At 54.5% G+C, this 17,712-nt stretch carries 21 protein-coding genes; 13 read left to right on the forward strand and 8 right to left on the reverse strand.

The genetic code is table 11. The annotated features are described in order from the left end of the window. Window positions 1–90: 90 nt before the first annotated feature. Both YERSI8AC_RS20455 and YERSI8AC_RS20460 read left to right on the forward strand, forming a co-directional pair. Complete coding sequence (locus tag YERSI8AC_RS20455) at window positions 91–345, forward strand: type II toxin-antitoxin system Phd/YefM family antitoxin (protein WP_022521757.1); 255 nt, start codon at window positions 91–93, stop codon at window positions 343–345. Next, the gene (locus tag YERSI8AC_RS20460; protein ID WP_022521756.1) at window positions 338–601 is read left to right on the forward strand and encodes a Txe/YoeB family addiction module toxin; all 264 of its coding nucleotides are present in this window, start codon (window positions 338–340) and stop codon (window positions 599–601) included. Before YERSI8AC_RS20455 ends, YERSI8AC_RS20460 begins: the two co-directional genes overlap by 8 nt. A gap of 1 nt (window position 602) precedes the next feature. On the opposite strand, the gene YERSI8AC_RS20465 is transcribed toward YERSI8AC_RS20460, so the two are convergent. Both YERSI8AC_RS20465 and YERSI8AC_RS20470 read right to left on the reverse strand, forming a co-directional pair. Next, a complete protein-coding gene (locus YERSI8AC_RS20465; protein WP_022521755.1) occupies window positions 603–1,058 on the reverse strand; it encodes a rhodanese-like domain-containing protein in 456 nt (151 codons plus the stop codon). 10 nt (window positions 1,059–1,068) lie between these two features. Further along, window positions 1,069–1,518 (reverse strand): GNAT family N-acetyltransferase, encoded by a 450-nt coding sequence (locus YERSI8AC_RS20470; protein ID WP_022521754.1) that lies wholly within the window; start codon window positions 1,516–1,518, stop codon window positions 1,069–1,071. A 92-nt stretch (window positions 1,519–1,610) separates the two neighbouring features. On the opposite strand from YERSI8AC_RS20470, the gene pdxR reads away from it, so the two are divergent. The 4 genes from pdxR (at window position 1,611) to YERSI8AC_RS20490 (ending at window position 5,012) form a co-directional block, all read left to right on the forward strand. Further along, window positions 1,611–3,086, forward strand: a complete 1,476-nt coding sequence (pdxR, locus tag YERSI8AC_RS20475; protein WP_022521753.1) for a MocR-like pyridoxine biosynthesis transcription factor PdxR — start codon at window positions 1,611–1,613, stop codon at window positions 3,084–3,086. A gap of 198 nt (window positions 3,087–3,284) precedes the next feature. Next, window positions 3,285–3,968 carry a phosphatidylcholine synthase gene (gene pcsA / locus YERSI8AC_RS20480; RefSeq protein WP_342211988.1) on the forward strand — a complete coding sequence of 228 codons (684 nt, stop codon included), beginning with the start codon at window positions 3,285–3,287 and terminating at the stop codon, window positions 3,966–3,968. 14 nt (window positions 3,969–3,982) lie between these two features. Continuing rightward, the gene (locus YERSI8AC_RS20485; protein ID WP_022521751.1) at window positions 3,983–4,585 is read left to right on the forward strand and encodes a DNA-3-methyladenine glycosylase I; all 603 of its coding nucleotides are present in this window, start codon (window positions 3,983–3,985) and stop codon (window positions 4,583–4,585) included. A gap of 22 nt (window positions 4,586–4,607) precedes the next feature. Continuing rightward, window positions 4,608–5,012 carry a VOC family protein gene (locus YERSI8AC_RS20490; protein WP_022521750.1) on the forward strand — a complete coding sequence of 135 codons (405 nt, stop codon included), beginning with the start codon at window positions 4,608–4,610 and terminating at the stop codon, window positions 5,010–5,012. A gap of 8 nt (window positions 5,013–5,020) precedes the next feature. Here YERSI8AC_RS20490 and YERSI8AC_RS20495 read toward each other — a convergent pair whose 3' ends face one another. Further along, complete coding sequence (locus tag YERSI8AC_RS20495) at window positions 5,021–5,992, reverse strand: zinc-dependent alcohol dehydrogenase family protein (RefSeq protein ID WP_159177418.1); 972 nt, start codon at window positions 5,990–5,992, stop codon at window positions 5,021–5,023. A 68-nt stretch (window positions 5,993–6,060) separates the two neighbouring features. Then, on the reverse strand, window positions 6,061–7,503 hold the full coding sequence (locus tag YERSI8AC_RS20500; RefSeq protein WP_022521748.1) for an aminotransferase-like domain-containing protein: 1,443 nt from the start codon (window positions 7,501–7,503) through the stop codon (window positions 6,061–6,063). A 166-nt stretch (window positions 7,504–7,669) separates the two neighbouring features. Here YERSI8AC_RS20500 and YERSI8AC_RS20505 point away from each other — a divergent pair, with 166 nt between their 5' ends. After that, complete coding sequence (locus YERSI8AC_RS20505) at window positions 7,670–7,882, forward strand: DUF1127 domain-containing protein (RefSeq protein ID WP_022521747.1); 213 nt, start codon at window positions 7,670–7,672, stop codon at window positions 7,880–7,882. Next, entirely contained in the window at window positions 7,869–8,741 is an 873-nt protein-coding gene (locus YERSI8AC_RS20510; RefSeq protein WP_159177419.1) for a PhzF family phenazine biosynthesis protein, read from the forward strand. The genes YERSI8AC_RS20505 and YERSI8AC_RS20510 overlap by 14 nt, the downstream gene beginning before the upstream one ends. A gap of 80 nt (window positions 8,742–8,821) precedes the next feature. On the opposite strand, the gene YERSI8AC_RS20515 is transcribed toward YERSI8AC_RS20510, so the two are convergent. The 4 genes from YERSI8AC_RS20515 to YERSI8AC_RS20530 form a co-directional block, all read right to left on the reverse strand. Then, complete coding sequence (locus YERSI8AC_RS20515) at window positions 8,822–9,220, reverse strand: Hsp20/alpha crystallin family protein (protein WP_022521745.1); 399 nt, start codon at window positions 9,218–9,220, stop codon at window positions 8,822–8,824. Window positions 9,221–9,257: 37 nt separating this feature from the next. After that, window positions 9,258–9,719 (reverse strand): Hsp20/alpha crystallin family protein, encoded by a 462-nt coding sequence (locus YERSI8AC_RS20520; protein ID WP_022521744.1) that lies wholly within the window; start codon window positions 9,717–9,719, stop codon window positions 9,258–9,260. A 188-nt stretch (window positions 9,720–9,907) separates the two neighbouring features. Next, window positions 9,908–10,183 carry a PAAR domain-containing protein gene (locus YERSI8AC_RS20525; protein ID WP_082116848.1) on the reverse strand — a complete coding sequence of 92 codons (276 nt, stop codon included), beginning with the start codon at window positions 10,181–10,183 and terminating at the stop codon, window positions 9,908–9,910. Window positions 10,184–10,308: 125 nt separating this feature from the next. Then, a complete protein-coding gene (locus YERSI8AC_RS20530; protein ID WP_022521743.1) occupies window positions 10,309–11,361 on the reverse strand; it encodes a class I fructose-bisphosphate aldolase in 1,053 nt (350 codons plus the stop codon). 398 nt (window positions 11,362–11,759) lie between these two features. Between YERSI8AC_RS20530 and YERSI8AC_RS20535 the strand changes: the two genes are divergently transcribed. The 5 genes from YERSI8AC_RS20535 to YERSI8AC_RS20555 all read left to right on the forward strand — a co-directional run bounded on the left by YERSI8AC_RS20535 (window position 11,760) and on the right by YERSI8AC_RS20555 (window position 17,602). Continuing rightward, window positions 11,760–12,818: a FecCD family ABC transporter permease gene (locus YERSI8AC_RS20535; RefSeq protein WP_159177420.1), complete on the forward strand. Its 1,059-nt coding sequence runs from the start codon at window positions 11,760–11,762 to the stop codon at window positions 12,816–12,818. Further along, complete coding sequence (locus YERSI8AC_RS20540; RefSeq protein ID WP_159177421.1) at window positions 12,815–13,612, forward strand: ABC transporter ATP-binding protein; 798 nt, start codon at window positions 12,815–12,817, stop codon at window positions 13,610–13,612. The genes YERSI8AC_RS20535 and YERSI8AC_RS20540 overlap by 4 nt, the downstream gene beginning before the upstream one ends. A gap of 23 nt (window positions 13,613–13,635) precedes the next feature. After that, window positions 13,636–14,781, forward strand: coding sequence for an ABC transporter substrate-binding protein (locus tag YERSI8AC_RS20545; RefSeq protein WP_159177422.1), 1,146 nt, complete (start codon window positions 13,636–13,638; stop codon window positions 14,779–14,781). 47 nt (window positions 14,782–14,828) lie between these two features. Continuing rightward, complete coding sequence (locus YERSI8AC_RS20550) at window positions 14,829–16,949, forward strand: TonB-dependent siderophore receptor (protein WP_159177423.1); 2,121 nt, start codon at window positions 14,829–14,831, stop codon at window positions 16,947–16,949. 113 nt (window positions 16,950–17,062) lie between these two features. Then, window positions 17,063–17,602: a TFIIB-type zinc ribbon-containing protein gene (locus YERSI8AC_RS20555; protein ID WP_236557368.1), complete on the forward strand. Its 540-nt coding sequence runs from the start codon at window positions 17,063–17,065 to the stop codon at window positions 17,600–17,602. Window positions 17,603–17,712 lie beyond the last annotated feature (110 nt).

Here is a 17,712-nt window from a genome sequence, read left to right on the forward strand (position 1 = left end):
ATGGCAGTGACTTTTTCAGAGCTTCCTTAATACTGTACATATTGAAGTAGAGCGCTATACTTGTACCACTCACTGTACAGGATATAAAATATGCGTGTTATATCGTTTACCGAAGCGCGTAATGGTCTAAAAGGCGTACTGGACGGTGTGGTCAATGATGCCGATACCACGATTATCACCCGCCGCGACGCAGAAGATGCAGTGGTCATGTCACTTGACTACTATAACAGCCTTATGGAAACCGTTTACTTGATGCGCTCACCTGCTAACGCAGAGCACTTAAACAAGTCCATTGCTCAATACCGTGCAGGGCAAGCTCAACCAAGAGAGCTAATGGATGAGTAACCGCTTACTATGTTGGACTAACGAAGCTTGGAGCGACTACCTCTATTGGCAGGGGCAGGATAAAAAGACCTTAAAGCGCATCAATAAACTTATCTTAGATACGCAGCGTTCTCCCTTTGAGGGCATTGGAAAACCTGAGCCCCTAAGGGAAAACCTCTCTGGCTTCTGGTCACGACGCATCGACGACTCGCATCGTCTGATTTATGCCGTCGATGAATCCACTCTCACTATCATTGCCTGTCGCTACCATTACTAAGCTAACACCCACATGCCACAGGCTCTGCATTTATTAAACTTCCCTGTTGTTCACCTGTTTCGATGAGGTGTTGATCACGACGCCAAAAATCCAACCCTCCGAGCAATTCTTTTACCTGCAGCCCTGCGCTCGCTAGTTTCCAGGCGCCTTTAGTTGAGCCGTTACAGCCAATACCGTCGCAGTAAGTGATGTAAACAAGGGTATTATCCAGCCCAGCTAAGCGTTCCGGCGTCATCTCCTTATGCGGCAAGCTTATTGCCCCTGGAATATGCCCGGCGCAGTAGTGTTCAAAGCTGCGGGTATCGATCACCACAATACCTGCAATACCATTGGCCAAGTCCTGCGCCACATCCCAGGCATCCGTGTGATAGCAGAGCTTATCGTACATCGCGGCGGCCATTGTGGCGGGTTTAGCAGGCGGAAACGCCAGCACCGCAGACTGATGCTCGTTAGTCATCGTTTGCCCCTTATTTGATATCCAACAAATAACCGTAAAACGCCGTATTACGCTGCCAGCCCAATGATTCATAAAGGTGTTGGGCGCGTTCGTTCTCTACCTGGGTCATTAATATCAAACGTACAACGCCGTGATCATGGGCAAGCTGGGTGGCGGCTTCCATTAATGCCCTTCCGGTGCCTTTATCACGGTAATTGGGCAGCACAAAGAGGTCATTTAGCGTCCAGCGGGCATTTAAGCCCACCGTGGAAACACCTGGGTAAAGTTGCACAAACCCCGTGAGCATGCCTTCGCTATTCTCGCTAACCAGAATGAATGAATCCCCTAACCCCATGCGCTGATCTAAAAAATCACGCGCCGCCTGAATATCAGTCGGTTGCTTATAAAACTGACGATAGCCATCAAGTAATGCGCTAAGAGGCTCTAAGTCATTGAGTACCGCCGAACGAACATTAACCATAACGACTGCTCCCTTTGAGTGGTGATTCAACACAGCTTGCCGTCATAGTGGTCTATGATAAAGAGCCACTTATCGCTAAATTGAGGGAACCAGTGAAAAGACGTGACGCTGCCAGCGACTGGATTGCGGAGGCGCTAGCGCTAAGGCTAACTGCGAATGAAGCAGCCACGCTTGTTCAGCAGCTTTACTGCTCGCTTAAGGAGTGGATTCAACACGGTGAGCTGACGGCTGGCGATGCGCTCCCCTCTTCCCGCTACTTGGCTCGCGCTTTGGGTATTAGCCGTAATACGGTGCTGGCCACCATGGATCGGCTACTGGCGGAAGGGTTACTGATTGCCCGCCAGGGAGCGGGGCTCTATGTGGCGAACCTCCCCGCGCTGTTAACCCGAGCAGAGCTTCCACCACCTTTGCCTGTTCGCTACTCAAGCCGGGGTAACAAGCTATTAACACTCAGCGGAACGTTGAGCCACGACCATCGCGCCTTTGCCCCAGGCGTCCCGGCGCTCGACCTGTTTCCCCGCGAGCAGTGGCAGCGCCTTTTACGGCGTCACTATTATCACGCGGAAATGGCATGGATGGATTATCAAACCAGCGGTGGTCTACCTGTACTCAAAGCGGCTCTTTGTGACTATCTAAGACTCTCCCGCGCGGTGCGCTGCCAACCAGAACAGATTGTGATTACCCAAGGCGCCCAGCAGGCATTTGAACTGATTACCCAACTACTCACCGATCATGGGGATTCGGTTTGGATGGAGGAGCCGGGTTACGGTGGCGCCCAGGCCTGTTTTCTGGCGTCAGGATTAACGGTAACGCCCATCCCCGTCGATAAAGAAGGGTTAAACCCTTCACTTGCCCCTGAGAATGCGCCAGCACCTCGGCTAATTTACGCGACACCCTCCCACCAATATCCCAGCGGCGTGACCATGCCAGTGCCCAGGCGACTGGCATTACTTGAGCATGCTTCTCGCACCGGCAGTTGGATCATTGAAGACGATTACGACAGCGAATTTCGTTACGGCACGCCACCAACGCCCTCTCTACAGGGTCTTGCCGAACAGGCATCGGTTATTTATGTAGGTACCTTTAGTAAAGTGCTCTATCCCGGCTTACGCTTAGGCTATTTGGTGCTGCCTGATACACTTGCCCATGACTTCAGACGTGCCCATGCCCGACTGCACCGTGAAGGTAACTATCCCGTGCAATCGGCGCTTGCTGAATTCATTACCAGCGGGCATTTTACTCGCCACATCGCCCGTATGCGGACCGCTTATCGTCAGCGACAAGCGTGTTTACGCACGGCATTAACGCCTGCAGTGGCCGCTGGGCTTCGGCTTTCTGACGGCCATGCGGGTATGCATCTATTAGCTGAACTCGATACTATCGAGGAAGAAGAGATGCTCGTTAAGCGTGCCAGTGAAGCAGGCATTACGCTTTCTCCACTTTCCCGCTATTACCTTTCCAAAAATAAGCGCCCTGGGTTAGTGCTTGGCTATGCGGGCTCGACTGAAAGCGAACTAATGAACGCAGGTGAGTGGTTAAGTGAGGCATGGCGGCGCTTACACCATTAGTGAATGCATAGCGTGTGAAGTCCAGTATCAATCACGTCATCACAGGATAGGCTTCCGACATATTCTCTGGAAGCATTCTTGTAGTAGTGTATCTTTCTTTACAGGCTTATTTATAAATTCAATTTAAAGGGGACCCACGTTCCCAATGGGGTTAATGTGGTTCAATTTCTCTCTTCGCACACAGAATCCCGCACCTCGATATGGAAGGCATGGAGCGTGCACATATTTACCGCCAGCGGCGTGCTACTCGGCACCATGGCGCTGCTCGCTCTGGTCGACAATAATCCAGTCGCCTGCCTGCTCTGGTTAGGGGCCGCGATGATGATCGATGGAATCGATGGCACTCTGGCCCGCAAGTATGAAGTGAAGGCCATACTGCCCCATTTCGATGGTTCAACACTCGATATGGTGATTGATTACCTGACCTGGGCCTTTATCCCTGCCCTTTTCATCTACTACTTTATTGAGTTGCCGCCCAATTTTGCACTGCTCTCAGTATTCATTATTTTGCTTTCATCGATGTTCTGTTTCTGCAATGTTGATATGAAAAGCCAGGATAATTACTTCGTTGGCTTTCCTGCCGCCTGGAATATCGCCGCAGCCTATTTCTATATTCTCGATTTCCCGCCTTTTATCACCTTTGCCGCTATCACCTTTCTGGCCATCCTCACCGTGACTAATATGAAATTCCTCCACCCCTTTCGGGTGCGCCAGTTCATGCCGCTCAATATCACCGTCACACTCGTATGGTGCGCATGTATAACATCGTTAGTACTCTCCAGCCCCGAGCACGCCGCCTGGGCATTATGGGGGTGGGGGATTACATCGATTTATTTCATCGGCATATGCCTGTGGCGTACTGCCCAAGAGTGGTTCAATTAATAGGTGAGCAGTTGATGGACAACGATTTTATCGCCCCCGATGGGCATCCCCGCTGCAAGTGGTGTGGCGGCGCGGCAGAGTTTCTGCCCTATCACGATAATGAGTGGGGCTTCCCGGTAGACGATGATCAGCGGCTATTCGAGAAGCTCTGCTTAGAGAGCTTTCAATCGGGCTTAAGCTGGCGCACGATTCTTAATAAACGCGACAACTTTCGCGCCGCTTTTCACCGCTTCGACTTCCATCAAGTCGCCAGCTTTAATGAAGATGATGTGCAGCGTTTACTCCAAGATGCAGGCATTATTCGCCACCGCGGAAAAATCGAAGCGACCATCAACAACGCCCAACGTGCAAAGGAAATGGTTGAGCAAGAAGGCTCTTTGGCCGCTTTTTTCTGGCGCTATGAGCCGACCGAATTAGCGACACCACAGACTCAGACCACCTCGCCCGAATCCGTAGCAATGGCGAAAGAACTGAAAAAGCGCGGTTGGAAATTCTTCGGCCCCACCACCGCTTTTGCCTTTATGCAGGCAATGGGGCTGCTCAACGACCACTCGCTAAACTGCATTACACGCGAACGCGTAGAGCAGTCGCGGCAGCAGTTTCAGCGACCCGGCTAAAGCTATCTATTAGGATCACCTCATGAAGCCGAAAATCAGTCTGATCACCCTTGGTGTACATGACCTGCAACGCGCCATCCGTTTTTATCGTGAAGGTCTGGGCCTGCCGGAGCATGAAACGGACAGCGAGGAAGTTGCCTTTTTCAAAATGGAGGGGGCCTGGCTATCACTTTTCCCACGTGAAGCGCTGTCCAGAGATATCGGCATTGCTGATGATGCACCGAGCGGTTTCAGCGGTATAACGTTGGCTCATAATGTCGCCAGCCAAGCGGCCGTTGACCAAGTGCTTGAACAAGCGGTTGCCGCCGGCGCAGAGCTTATAAAGCCTGGGGAAGAGGTATTCTGGGGTGGTTATTCCGGTTACTTTCGCGACCCAGAAGGTCATTACTGGGAAGTCGCCTACAATCCGTTTATGGATCTGACATAAAGCAGCTTTCATTGCCCAAGAGTGGACAAGTCCAGAAGCACTTTCTGGCCACTCGGGCAAAGCGCCCTCTCGACAGCTTGCCGCCAGTCCTGACCTGGAAACACTTGATAATCAGGCATCGCTGACTGGTCTAAAAGCCCCCAGATAGCCAAGAATTTTTGCTGCCAAGCTTCCGCGGACACCCTGGACAAAGGGTCGCGCAAATGAAACTTCCTATAGAGAGCCCTGGGTTTCGAATCCACTTGAATCGCCTGTCCCGTCAATAACCCGTAGGCGATAAATGTCGTTTCCGGTGCCATGAGTTGCAATATATTTGCCGCAACTGGCCCCCCTAAAGCGTCGAACACCACGTCAGACTTACGGGCCACACGCGAGGTCAGGGACATATCCTGAATCGATACCGGTTTAATACCGAGCTTTTCCAGCCGGGCAACTCTACTCTCGGAGCGGTATATGCCGATAACCTCCCTGGCGCCGTGCTGATATGCCCACGCCCCAAGATAGTCAGCGCAATTGGAACCCGCTCCACTGAGAAGAACACGTTTTCCCTCGACAGGCCAAGTCTCAAGCATGGTCAGGGCAGCCAAGGGATTAATGTAGGCCCGTGCGGCAACGGCGTCAGAAATGGTATCGGGGACAGGTACTGCGAGTGCAGCATCACAATCTAGAATCGTCTGCCAAGTGCCCTCGCCTCGTAATGGGAGCACTCGCTTTCCGATCAGAGAGGCATACTGTCTAGGTGCCTCAATAACGCGCCCCACTCCTTCGTAGCCGGCGACCGCGGGAAGCGTTATACGGTGCGAGTAAGCACCGCTGATAGGTATCAGATCAGACGGGTTCACTGGAGCACATAACATTCTCACCCTGAGCTTGCCCTCAACCAAACGTGGAACTTCCGCGGTTTCCACGTTCAATGTTTCAAGCGGCCTTCCGAACGCGCGATAGGTTAGAGCATGACGACGCATGGGTACCTCGAACATAGCGGATGAATTTCCATGGCCTAATATGGATAAAGATAAATGCTCAAGGTTGCGGTTTAGACGTGAACTTAGATAACGCTTGTCGCATGCGTCTGAGCTTCCTCCACCATTTCGGTGGCTAGCTCACCCACGGTGCGCACGGCGTTTTCGATGCTGGGTGTTAACGTGAACGCATAGTTCAGGCGTAGGCATTGACGAAACTTGCCCGAAGCTGAAAACAGTGATCCCGGCGCTACATGGATAGCATGCTGCGCTAAGCGCTGATTGAGCTTCACACAGTCCACCGCGGCGGGTAGCTCTACCCATAGCAAAAAACTGCCTTGGGGGTAGCTAATACCCGCGCCCTTGGGGAAGTAGCGCTGAATCCAACTGATCATGATATCGCGCTGACGCTGATATTGGCGGGTGGCGTAACGGACGTGGCGCTCGTAGTGCCCTTTGGCGACGAATTCCGCCACTGCCAGCTGCGGCAGCGTGGCTGAAGCACCGGTGGAGACATACTTCATATGCAGTGCCTGATCACGGTAGCGCCCTGGCGCCAGCCAGCCCACCCGTAACCCAGGCCCCACGGTTTTAGAAAAGCCACTGCACAGCATTACGCGCCCGTCGTCATCGAAGGATTTCACGGTGCGCGGTCTTGGCAGACTAAATGACAAGTCGCCGTAGATATCGTCTTCGATAATGGCTACATCGAAGCGTTGAGCAAGCTGAAACAGCGCCCGCTTGCGTGCTTCAGGCATGGTGTAACCCAGCGGGTTGTTGTAAGTGGGCGTGACCTGTATCGCGCGGATTGGCCACTGCTCTAACGCTAGCTCCAGGGCTTCCAGACTGATGCCGGTTTGTGGGTCGGTGGGTATCTCCAGCGCTTTTAAGCCGTTGGCCTTGAGTATCTGCATGGTGCCGTAAAAGCTGGGTGAGTCCACGGCCACCACATCGCCGGGCTGGGTAAGGGTGCGCAGCGCGATGGCCAGCGCCTCCTGACAGCCGGTGGTCACCATGATGTCATCCGGGTGCAGCAGGCAGCCGGAGGCGATGGCCAGCCGTGCCACCTGTTGGCGAAGCTCAGGGCTACCGTTCAACTTGTCGTAGTTGAACCCATGCAGGTCGTTACTACGATGAAGTCCAGCGAGTATCTTCGACAGCGGTCGCAGCGTCTCATAATCAAAATTCGGTATGCCGCGCCCCAAAAGCAGCCGAACGTCATCACGCTGAGTGGCGACAAGCTCCAGCACCTGATCCCATTGGGAAATATCCAGCGGGCGCTGTGCGGGTCGTGAGACCGACGGCAGCACCGATGGCACGCGGCTAGGCAGCACGAAATAGCCCGATTTTGGTCGAGACTCGATCAATGCAACGTCCATTAGTTGGCGGTAGGCCTCCTGAGCCGTCGAAATGCTAACGTCCAGCTCCTGGCACACCGCGCGAATAGACGGCAACCGATCGCCTACACGGTAAATACCGTGCTCGATACGCTCCCGCAAAATGCCAGCGACCTCTTCATAGCGTGTCATGACACTCATCCCCCTATACAGCCTGATAACGATACAGATGCCCTGACCAGCGACCATACAGAGGTATAACACGCCTTTCTGTATCCTAAAAACAGTAAACTCTATATCTGTATTCAAATGATAGCACTGAGTAATCTGGTTGGGCATATAACACGGAGGATTAGCCATGCCACGCTTCAGCCTCACCCAGCTTCGTTACCAGTTGCGCTATCAACTACAGCAGTACCATCACTACCGTCGTAGCCGACGCCACCTGCTGACATTGGATGATCGGCTACTTGATGATATCGGCATCACCCGCGAACAGGCGAGAAAAGAGGGCCGTAAACCGTTTTGGCATCATTCACTACGTGAAGGAGGAAATTGTGACAACCGCTGAGTATTACCTACTCGATGTCTTTACCGACCAGCCGTTTACCGGCAACCCATTGGCCGTCTTTCTAGAGGCTGATGGGTTGGCAGCCAGTACCATGCAGGCGCTGGCAAATGAGCTTAACCTAGCCGAAACGGTGTTTTTAAGTTCTGCCACTGAACCGAATCACTACCCGATGCGGATCTTTACGCCTACTCGTGAACTACCTTTTGCAGGCCACCCCACGGTAGGCACTGCGCATCTGCTCAGGGAACTGGATTTAGTGAACCGCGAGCAAGGTGTTGTGCTCCACCCTTCCATCGGAAAGCTAGTGGTTAAGTATGAACAAGATAGGGCAACGTTTAAGACCGCCCAACCCGCCATGATCACAGACAGCACTATTGACCGCACCACTGCCGTTGAGCTGCTGGGATTGGACATCCATCAGGTGAAGGGTGATCCGGTGATTGCCTCCTTCGGGCTCCCCTTTCATTTGATCGAACTCACTGACGTGGCAGCGTTAGAGGGCGTGCGTATTTCTACGACGGCTTGGGCAAGTGCTGTTATGTCTAGCAGTGCCGTCCAGATTTACCTGTATGTGATTGAACAACAAGGCGGGGCAGAAACGGTAGTTCACAGCCGCATGTTTTGTATGCATTCCAGCATTTGCGAAGACCCCGCTACCGGCAGCGCTGCAGCGGCCTTAACCGGCTATTTGGCATCACTGCAACCAGGCACCTTGCACTGCAAAATTCATCAGGGTGTCGAAATGGGGCGGCCCAGCGTTATCCATACCGCTGCCAATGGCGAGGTCAAGCCCGGCCTTGTGACGGTGGGCGGTAACGCAAAAGTGGTGGGCAAAGGCGAGTTTTACCTGGAACGATAGCCAACCGCCTCACAAAAAAGAGTGCCCGCTATTTAGCGGACACTCGGCTTTTCGCTCAGTTTGTACTCGGAGACCAGGCCTCAAGCCGCCTGCACTTCTATACGGCGCGTGCGGTGGCTGTCTTTCTTGGGCAGCGTTAGCGTCAATACGCCGTTGACGAGAGTGGCGGTAATGGCATCACTGTCCACTTCGTGACTGAGGTTAAAACGCCGCGCAAAACGCTGGCCGCGAACCTCGGCGTGCAGCGCGCTCAGCCCTTCGGGCATATTTAGCGCTATCTCACCTTCCAAGCTCAGCACGTTGTTGTCGAGCTCTATTTTCAGCGTTTCATTAGTAACGCCAGGCATATCTGCCACCAGTTTGAGCGCATTGGACTCTTCAATGATATCCACCGCTGGCAGCAGGGTTTCTTGAGAAGGTTGCTCCTCGCCACGCTGTAAAAGCGGGGAGTGGTTGGATGAACGAACAACGTTATTCATGATTTATCCCTCCTTATACAAGGTTAACAAACATGATTTACGCCGCCTGAACATCAATACGCCGCGGCTTGAGTTCTTCGCGTTTAGGCAACACGATCTCGAACACACCATGGGCATGGCGTGCCTCTGCCCGCTCGGCATCTAAGCCATCGGGGAGTGCAATCGCCCTTACAAACTCACCGCTGGCGCGCTCTCGGCGAAATACCGGGCGCGAGCTGCCATCCTCATTACCACTCGTCACAGAGTCTCGCTTGCCACGTAGCGTCAGCACATTGTCTTGAATATCAATGGTCAGATCAGAGTGTGCCAACCCCGCAGCAAACACATACACACGCACGGCATCATCGCTACGCGCCACATTGATCATCGGGAAACTACCCCGCGGCACCGCACGAATATCCATCGCATTGCCATCGGGGAAGAAGCCGTCCAACAGTTGACTAAACCAGTCAAACTGCCGAGGCGAGCCGGTTTCAAAACGCTTGAGATCATCGAACATATCGAACACCTCCTACGTTAAGCAGACTGTGAGAATTGTCATAAGAGGCAGCCTCTTACGCAACCCACAGAAGCAGCCTCTACGATGTAAAAAATAGGAGCGGTCAGTCGATTTTCAAGGGTCTGTATGGCAATTTTTGAGGCTTTTTTTACGGCCGTCAGCGCTCCGATCAATGGCGGCAGACACCACTACTTACCGATGATGACCGTCCCCGATCCGGTGATGACTTCATTACCGTGGGCACCCACACTGCTCAGGACAGCGGCTGGCTTACCGTTGACGAATACGGTGGACGAGACTTCGTGAGTAATAGGACTGCCGCAAGCAGATTTATCGTCTAACCTTGCGGCAGACAAGCTATCGTAAAAAACATCAGGCGAGCCACTGACTAGTGGGTTTGTACCGTGCCCTGGGATAGGGCACGCGGTAAGGTCAGTAATACGTGCTGCTGGCTTTCCACTCATGATATAGCTCCTTTAAGCGTATGCCGTTTTAAACATCTCAATAGGACGATTATTTAATATTAATTAATATTCATCAAGTTTGTTAGTGCTCACTTAAGGGCCTACGCTTAGCCAACTGCCAGCCATCAGGCAACCGTAATATCGGTAGAGAGATAGACATCCTGAATCGCATGCAGCAGCTCAACGCCTTCCTGCATGGGTTTCTGGAAGGCCTTACGCCCTGAGATCAAGCCCATACCACCGGCACGTTTATTGATCACCGCCGTGCGCACCGCTTCGCCGAGATCAGAATGCCCCTTGGAGCCCCCGCCGGAATTAATCAAACCCGCGCGGCCCATAAAGCAGTTGGCAACCTGGTAGCGGGCCAAATCAATGGGGTGGTCAGTGGTTAGCTCGCTGTAGACATTGTCGTGAGTATGGCCAAAGCCTACTGCACGGTAACCGCCGTTGTTCTCAGGCAGTTTCTGCTTAACGATATCCGCCTTGAGGGTTGCGGCCATATGGTTAGCTTGGCTGGTGAGGTCGGCGGAGGCGTGATAATCAGTACCGTCCTGCTTGAAGGCTGGATTGCGTAAATAAGCCCACAAGACCGTTACCATTCCCAATTGGTGAGCGCGCTCGAAGGCCTCGCTAATCTCCATGATTTGCCGACGGCTCTCATGGGAGCCAAAGTAAATCGTCGCCCCCACCGCCACGCACCCCATGTCGTGGGCCTGGTCTACATCAGCAAATAGCGTCTGATCGTATATCGCCGGATGGCTCAACGTTTCGTTATGGTTAAGCTTGAGCATCATCGGGATTTTGTGGGCATAACGCCGCGCCACCGATGACAACACGCCCAGCGTCGATGCCACGCCGTTACAACCACCTTCGAGTGCCAGCTCAACGATATTGGCCGGGTCGAAGTAGCGTGGGTTAGGAGCAAAAGAGGCGCCTGCCGAATGTTCAATGCCCTGATCTACCGGCAATAGGCTAAGGTAGCCAGTGCCCGCCAAACGACCGTGATTAAACAAGCTCTGCATATTGCGCAGCACCGCTGGGCTGCGGTCGCTATCCGCCATCACACGGTCAATAAAGTCTGGGCCCGGCAGGTGCAAGCTCTCACGGGGTACGCCCTGGCACGTGTGATTAAGCAAACTCTCGGCGTCACTGCCAAGCAAAGCGGCTATATCAGTCATGATGAGCTCCTTTATATTTGTATGTAACAAAAAGTAAGTGTATGCCAAAAGCTGCTTAAATAAAGCGTATCGATTTAATAAAGCCTAGGCTTTGTCTGAAAAGTCGGCGAGCGAAGGTCAGACAAGGCAAAAATCGACGAAAAGACGGAGTTTACATGGTGTAAATGAGTACTTTGAGCCGATTTTTAACGCCGTATGGTCGAGCGCAGCCAGTTTTCAGACAGATCCTAGCGCTTCAATAGAGCATAGAGGAAGCACCACCGCAATCAGGTGGCGCTAGGTCTCCCTACAGTTGACAAGACTACGACTAAAAGATGAAAATACAATCAAGAATGAGTGTTAGTCGCAAATAAGACTCCTCTTGTTTCCTTCGCTTCACACTTGGAATCACCTTTATAATGCCCGCCTCTTCGCCACTTATTGCGCCGTTGGCATCCAGCTATCGGCGCTTTATTGTTACCCGTTTGCTGATTGTCGCAGGGTTAGCTATCGCTTTGGCAATCTCCCTGCTGGCTGATATCGCCAGTGGCCCTGCACACATCCCAATGGCTGATTTAATCGCGCTGTTGTTTGATGCCCATGCTCAAGGCCCGATTCAGCAGGCCATTGTCTGGGAGATCCGCATGCCTGCGGCGTTAATGGCGGTACTGGTAGGCGCCACCCTGGGCTTGGCCGGTGCGGAAATGCAAACGGTGCTGAATAACCCCCTGGCTAGTCCGTTTACCCTCGGTGTGGGCGCAGCGGCCACCCTCGGCGCATCGCTGGTGATTGTCTTCAACTTTTCCCTGTTTGGCTTGAATGCCCACTACGCCACCGCCTTGATGGCGTTTGTGTTTGCGGCGGCGTCGATTTTGACCATCAATGCGCTGTCGCGCCTCTACGGGGCCAGCCGTGAGATTATCGTGCTATTCGGTATTGCGCTGGTCTTTGTACTGAATGCACTGGTCGCGCTTTTGCAGCTCATCGCCAGCCCCGATGCGTTACAGCAGTTAGTGTTCTGGACGATGGGCAGCCTGTCCCGTGCTTCTTGGGAGACGGTGGGCATCGTGGCAGCCGTGTTGGCTGTTTGCCTGCCCTTCTCGCTGCGCAGCGCCTGGGCGATGACGGCACTACGCTCGGGTGATGAACACGCGCGCAGCTTCGGCATTGCGGTTGAACGCCTGCGGCTTATCTCGCTACTGCGGGTGAGTTTACTTGCCGCTGCGGCGGTCGCGTTTGTGGGCACTATTGGCTTTATCGGGTTAGTCGGCCCACATATGGCCCGGCTGGCGCTGGGTGAAGATCACCGCTTTTACTTGCCAGGCAGCGCCCTGGCCGGGGCGTTGGTGCTTTCGCTTGCCTCTATCGCCAGTAAAACGCTGGTCGATGGGTTGGTGCTTCCCGTGGGTCTGGTGACCTCGCTGGTGGGTATCCCCTTCTTTATGGCATTGATCATGATGCAGGGGCGAGCACGATGAAGGCAGGTTTTACGCTCAGCAACTTCACGACCGGTTATCGCAAACGGCGCGTCTTCGACCAGCTAAGCCTGCCCACACTGCCCCCCGGTTCGCTGGTCGCGGTGCTGGGGCCCAATGCGGTGGGTAAATCGACCCTGTTAAAAGCTATCGCGGGCTTACAACCGGCCAGCGGGCGAATGCAGCTCAACGATATCGACCTCGCCACCCTCAGCGGCGCAGCGCGGATGCGCCATGTGGGCTATTTGCCGCAAATGCTCCCTCAGGCCACCACGTTAGTCGCTTATGAAGCGGTGCTCAGCGCCTGCCGTGCGGTGCGCCCCGATTTAAGCCGCGCGGCGATTGAGGCATTGATTGAGCGTGTGTTCGATGCGCTGGCCATTCGACCGCTAGCCTTACGCCCGCTAAGCGAGCTTTCCGGCGGTCAGCGCCAGATGGTGGGTCTGGCCCAGGCGATTGCCCGTCAACCGGCGCTGTTACTGCTGGATGAGCCCACCAGTGCGCTGGATTTGCGTTGGCAGCTGGCACTGATCGATACCGTGCGCACAGTGATTGCGGAACGGCAGTCGGTCTGCCTGATGGCTATCCACGATATCAATCTGGCCCTGCGCTTCTGCGACCAAGTGCTGCTGTTTGGCAACGGTGGTCTGTTGGCTGCCGGCGACCCTCACACGGTGATTACCCCCGACGTACTGCACGCCGCCTACGGGGTCGAGTCACGGGTCGAGCAATGCTCGTTGGGGCGGCCAATTGTGCTTAGCGATCGCGTCAGTGAGCAAACTGCGCACTCCATTTAGCGACGTCAATCCAGGATAACCCAATGCGCCACCTGGCTATCAATCTGTTGTGTTGGATCAGTCTGTTAAGCACTACCGCTTGTTGGGCAGCCGGTTCACAGGCGGGCTTTCCCAAACAACTTACCGATCTCGCCGGGCGCCAGGTAACGCTTTCAGCACCGCCATTACGGCTATTTCTTACCCAGCCGCGCCAGCTCTATGCACTGGCCACCTTACTGGATAACCCGACCGAACACTTGGCGGGATGGGCCTATCCGTTGGCCGTGTTCGACCCTTCCATGGCCCAGCGTTTTACTACCCAGTGGCCCGCGCTTGCCCAGTTGCCTACGCTTTCACACGCGCCAACCCCTCAGCTCGATAGCGAAGCGCTACTGAATCTGGCCCCGGATCTGGTGCTGTTTGATCTCTCACGTGCCAGCAGCGTTGAAGGCTCCCCTTTGGCGCAGCTACTCGACGAGTTGGGTATTGCCTACCTGTTTATAGACTTTAACCGTCACCCATTGGAAAACACGCCCAAAAGCCTGGCTCTTTTAGGTGAGGCATTAAACGCGACGCCACGGGCCAATCGTATGATCTCTCTGATTGAACAGCGCTTGGCGCGTATCGACCAGGGTTTGGCAGAGCTGAGGTTGACAGAGCATCCCACTGAACCGCCCAGGGTACTGATCAATGTCGCCCCTGGAGTAAAAGTTGACTGCTGCCGTACCAATTTAAGAAACGGGCTGGCCGACCTGGTCGCACGGGCAGGCGGCGAGAATATCGCCGATGCGTTAACCCCCGGCGCTTCGGCGACGCTAAGCAACGAATGGGTACTGAGCCACCCGCCCGACGTCGTTATCAATACCGCGGGGCAGTGGGCAGCGGGGGATGGTATCAGCGTGGGGCTTGGGGTTAGCGATGCAGAGATTGCCCAAGACCTGCGCTCGCTTAGCCACGAACTGCCCGGCTGGCAGCATCTCGACGCCGTTCAGCAAGGTCAGTTCTACGCGCTGTGGCACGGCTTCCACCAAGGCCCCTTTGCCATTGTGGCACTAGAACGCATTGCCCAATGGCTCTACCCCGAACGCTTCGCCGTCCTCGACCCGGCCGCTACCTTCGACGCGCTGCTGCCCGCCCCACCAGCGCTAAGCCGCGAGGGACATTTCTGGGGCGCACTCAACGCGCAATAACGCTTGCTCATTCCACCCACTGACGACAAAAAGGATCTATACCGCCCATGCGCCGTTCTCGAACCATTGCACTGTTTTCGCCGCTGCTACTACTGAACCCGCTGCCATATGCCTTCGCGCAACAAGCCAACGAGACTACTTCAGAAACAGTTTCAGAAACACTGATCGTCACTTCGGATCGCCTCACTGACGTGGCCCCGCAGAGTTATCGTGCCCAGCGTTCTAGTTTGGCCAGCAAACAGCCGGTGTCGTTTCTGGAAGAAGCCCGCACCGTAGAGACGGTCACCGCCCAGGTGATGGCCGATCATAATATCGACAGCCTCACTGAGGCGATGGCGATGGTTGCGGGGGTCACCGAAGGCAACAATATGGGGGGCACCGAGGATGGCTATATCAAACGCGGCTTTGGCAGCAACAGCGATGGTTCGACGTTGATCGACGGCATTCGCCAGCCCCGGGGCACCTTCTCCATGGCAACGGTAGACCATGTAGAAGTACTCAAGGGGCCAGCCTCACTCTTTCAAGGCCAGCAGGATCCTGGCGGGGTGATCAACCTGGTGACCAAACGCCCGGAGTACGAGTGGCAGCGCGAAATCAGCGCCGAAGCCACCTCCTTGGGTGGCGGCAATGCCAGCGTCGATGTCACTGGCCCACTTGCCGATACCGGGCTTGCCTTCCGCTTTATCGTCCACCATGAAGATGAAGACTCCTTTCGAGCCTTCGGTAACAATCGACGCACTATCGTTGCCCCCTCGCTACGCTGGGAAGGCAACGACAGTCGCGCGCAGATCTCCTATGAGTATCGCGACTACGACCTGGACCTGGATCGCGGCACGGTGATTGTCGACGGTGAACCCGCCAAGGTACCCAATGACCGCCGTTTCGATGAACCCTGGTCGCGGGTATTTGGTCACGACGAAGCGGTCACCGCCTGGTGGGAGCAGGATATCAACGACGACTGGTCGACAAGATTGACCTACGGCTGGAACCGCCGCCAGTACAGCGATGGCCAACCGCGGGTATTGCGTGTGAATGAAGACACCGGCGCACTAACCCGCCGTGCAGACGCCAACTACGGCTTTGACCGCCGTGTGCAATACACCGCCTGGGATACCACCGGTACCGCCACTCTGGCCGGCATGCGCCACGACCTGACTGTCGGGATTGATCACGAACGCCGCCGGGATTACGTGGGCGATGTGTATCGCGGCTCGGCGGTCACCGACCAGAATATTTATGATATGAGCTACGGCGGTCTTAATCTGGATAGAGATCGCCTTAACACCTCGCGAAGCAACCGCTTGGATGAGATTAATACGACCGGCGTTTATCTCAATGACCGTTGGCACTTCAACGACCGCTGGACGCTGGGGCTAGGCGGGCGCTATACCCGCTATGAGCAGTTTGGTGGCCGTGGCCGCCCCTTCGTGACCGCCACCGATATCAGCGACGATATTTTCCTGCCGTCGGTCAGCCTGCTGCATCGCCTGACTCCGGATACGTCGGTTTATGCCAGCTATAGCGAAGCCTTTGTGCCCAATGGCGCCGACAGCGATACGGGCAAGACGCTGGATCCTGAGCACAGTATGGGCAGTGAGATCGGCGTCAAACACCTATGGAACGACCAGCTCTCGTTAGCCGCTGCGCTATTTGATATCCGCAAGGAGAATGTGGCCGTCTCCGACAACGGCGTCACCCGCACGGTAGGCGAAGCGGGCTCCCGGGGTGTGGAGCTAACGGTTTCCGGCCAGTTGACCGATCAGCTTTCGCTGTTAGGCGCTTACGCCTATACCGATACCGAGGTGTTGAAAGATACCGAAGGTACCGAAGGTAACCGGCTAACCAACGCCGCACGCCACACCGCAAGCCTTTACTTGGCTCACGACCTGAATACCGGCCCGGAAATGGGCAACTGGCGCTTGGGCGGCGGGGTACGCTACGTGGGTGAGCGCGAAGGCGATGCCGACAATAGTTTCCAGCTAGACGCCTACACCGTCGCCGATGCGTTTATCGGCTGGGATACCCCTTGGCTAGGCGACAACCTGCACCTGCAGCTCAACGCCAAGAACCTGTTCGATACTACTTACTACCCCTCAAGCGGTGGCAGCACACGGGTAGTGGTCGGCGACCCGCTGGAAGTCAGCCTTCAGGCGTCGGTTAAGTTTTAAGAGTCAATTACTCGGCGTGATAGCTTGCTCTTAATTAATCTTTGTGACAACTTTTGTATATGAGAAAGATATCATAAACTTAACACTAGGAACGCGCCGATGAAATGTACCGCATGCCAGCAGGGAAACTAGTCCCCAGCTTTCTGGATGCTCTTTTCCGTAGTCATACTTGCGACAATTGCGGCGGCAATTGGATCTTGATTGAAGATTACATTAGCTGGAAAGAACGTCATCCCGAACATGTGTTTGAGGATATTTGCGTTGAAAGCATTGAGGTGGAAGATACCGTAGGCGCACTTATTTGCCCAGTGACCGGCGGCATTATGAGCAAGTTTCGAATCGCCAAAGATAATGCTCATAGGATCGACTATAGCGCGCGGGTAGGCGGCGTTTGGCTGAATAAAGGCGAGTGGGAAATGCTGGTCGCCGAAGGACTTGCGGGCAATCTGAACAGCATACTGACAGACACCTGGCAAAAGCGGATACGTCAGGAAAAAACCAGTGACACCTTTGAGCAGCTGTATCGCAGCAAGTTTGGTGATTCTGACTACCAAAAAGCCTGTGACGTGAGCGAGTGGCTGCATAGCCACTCTCAAAAAGCCGACTTACGCGCTTTCTTAATGGCAGAAAACCCTTACTCCGCTATTGAGTGAGTGCTTTAGGCAGGTGTTAGGTCGGGGATATTCATAATATGAAAGAGGATTACCTCGGTATCGAGGTAATCCCATCAAATGGTTATCGTCCCCAGGCTATCGCTTTATCA

Source organism: Halomonas sp. 113 (genome assembly GCF_904067645.1).
GTDB classification, from domain to species: Bacteria; Pseudomonadota; Gammaproteobacteria; order Pseudomonadales; family Halomonadaceae; genus Vreelandella; species Vreelandella titanicae.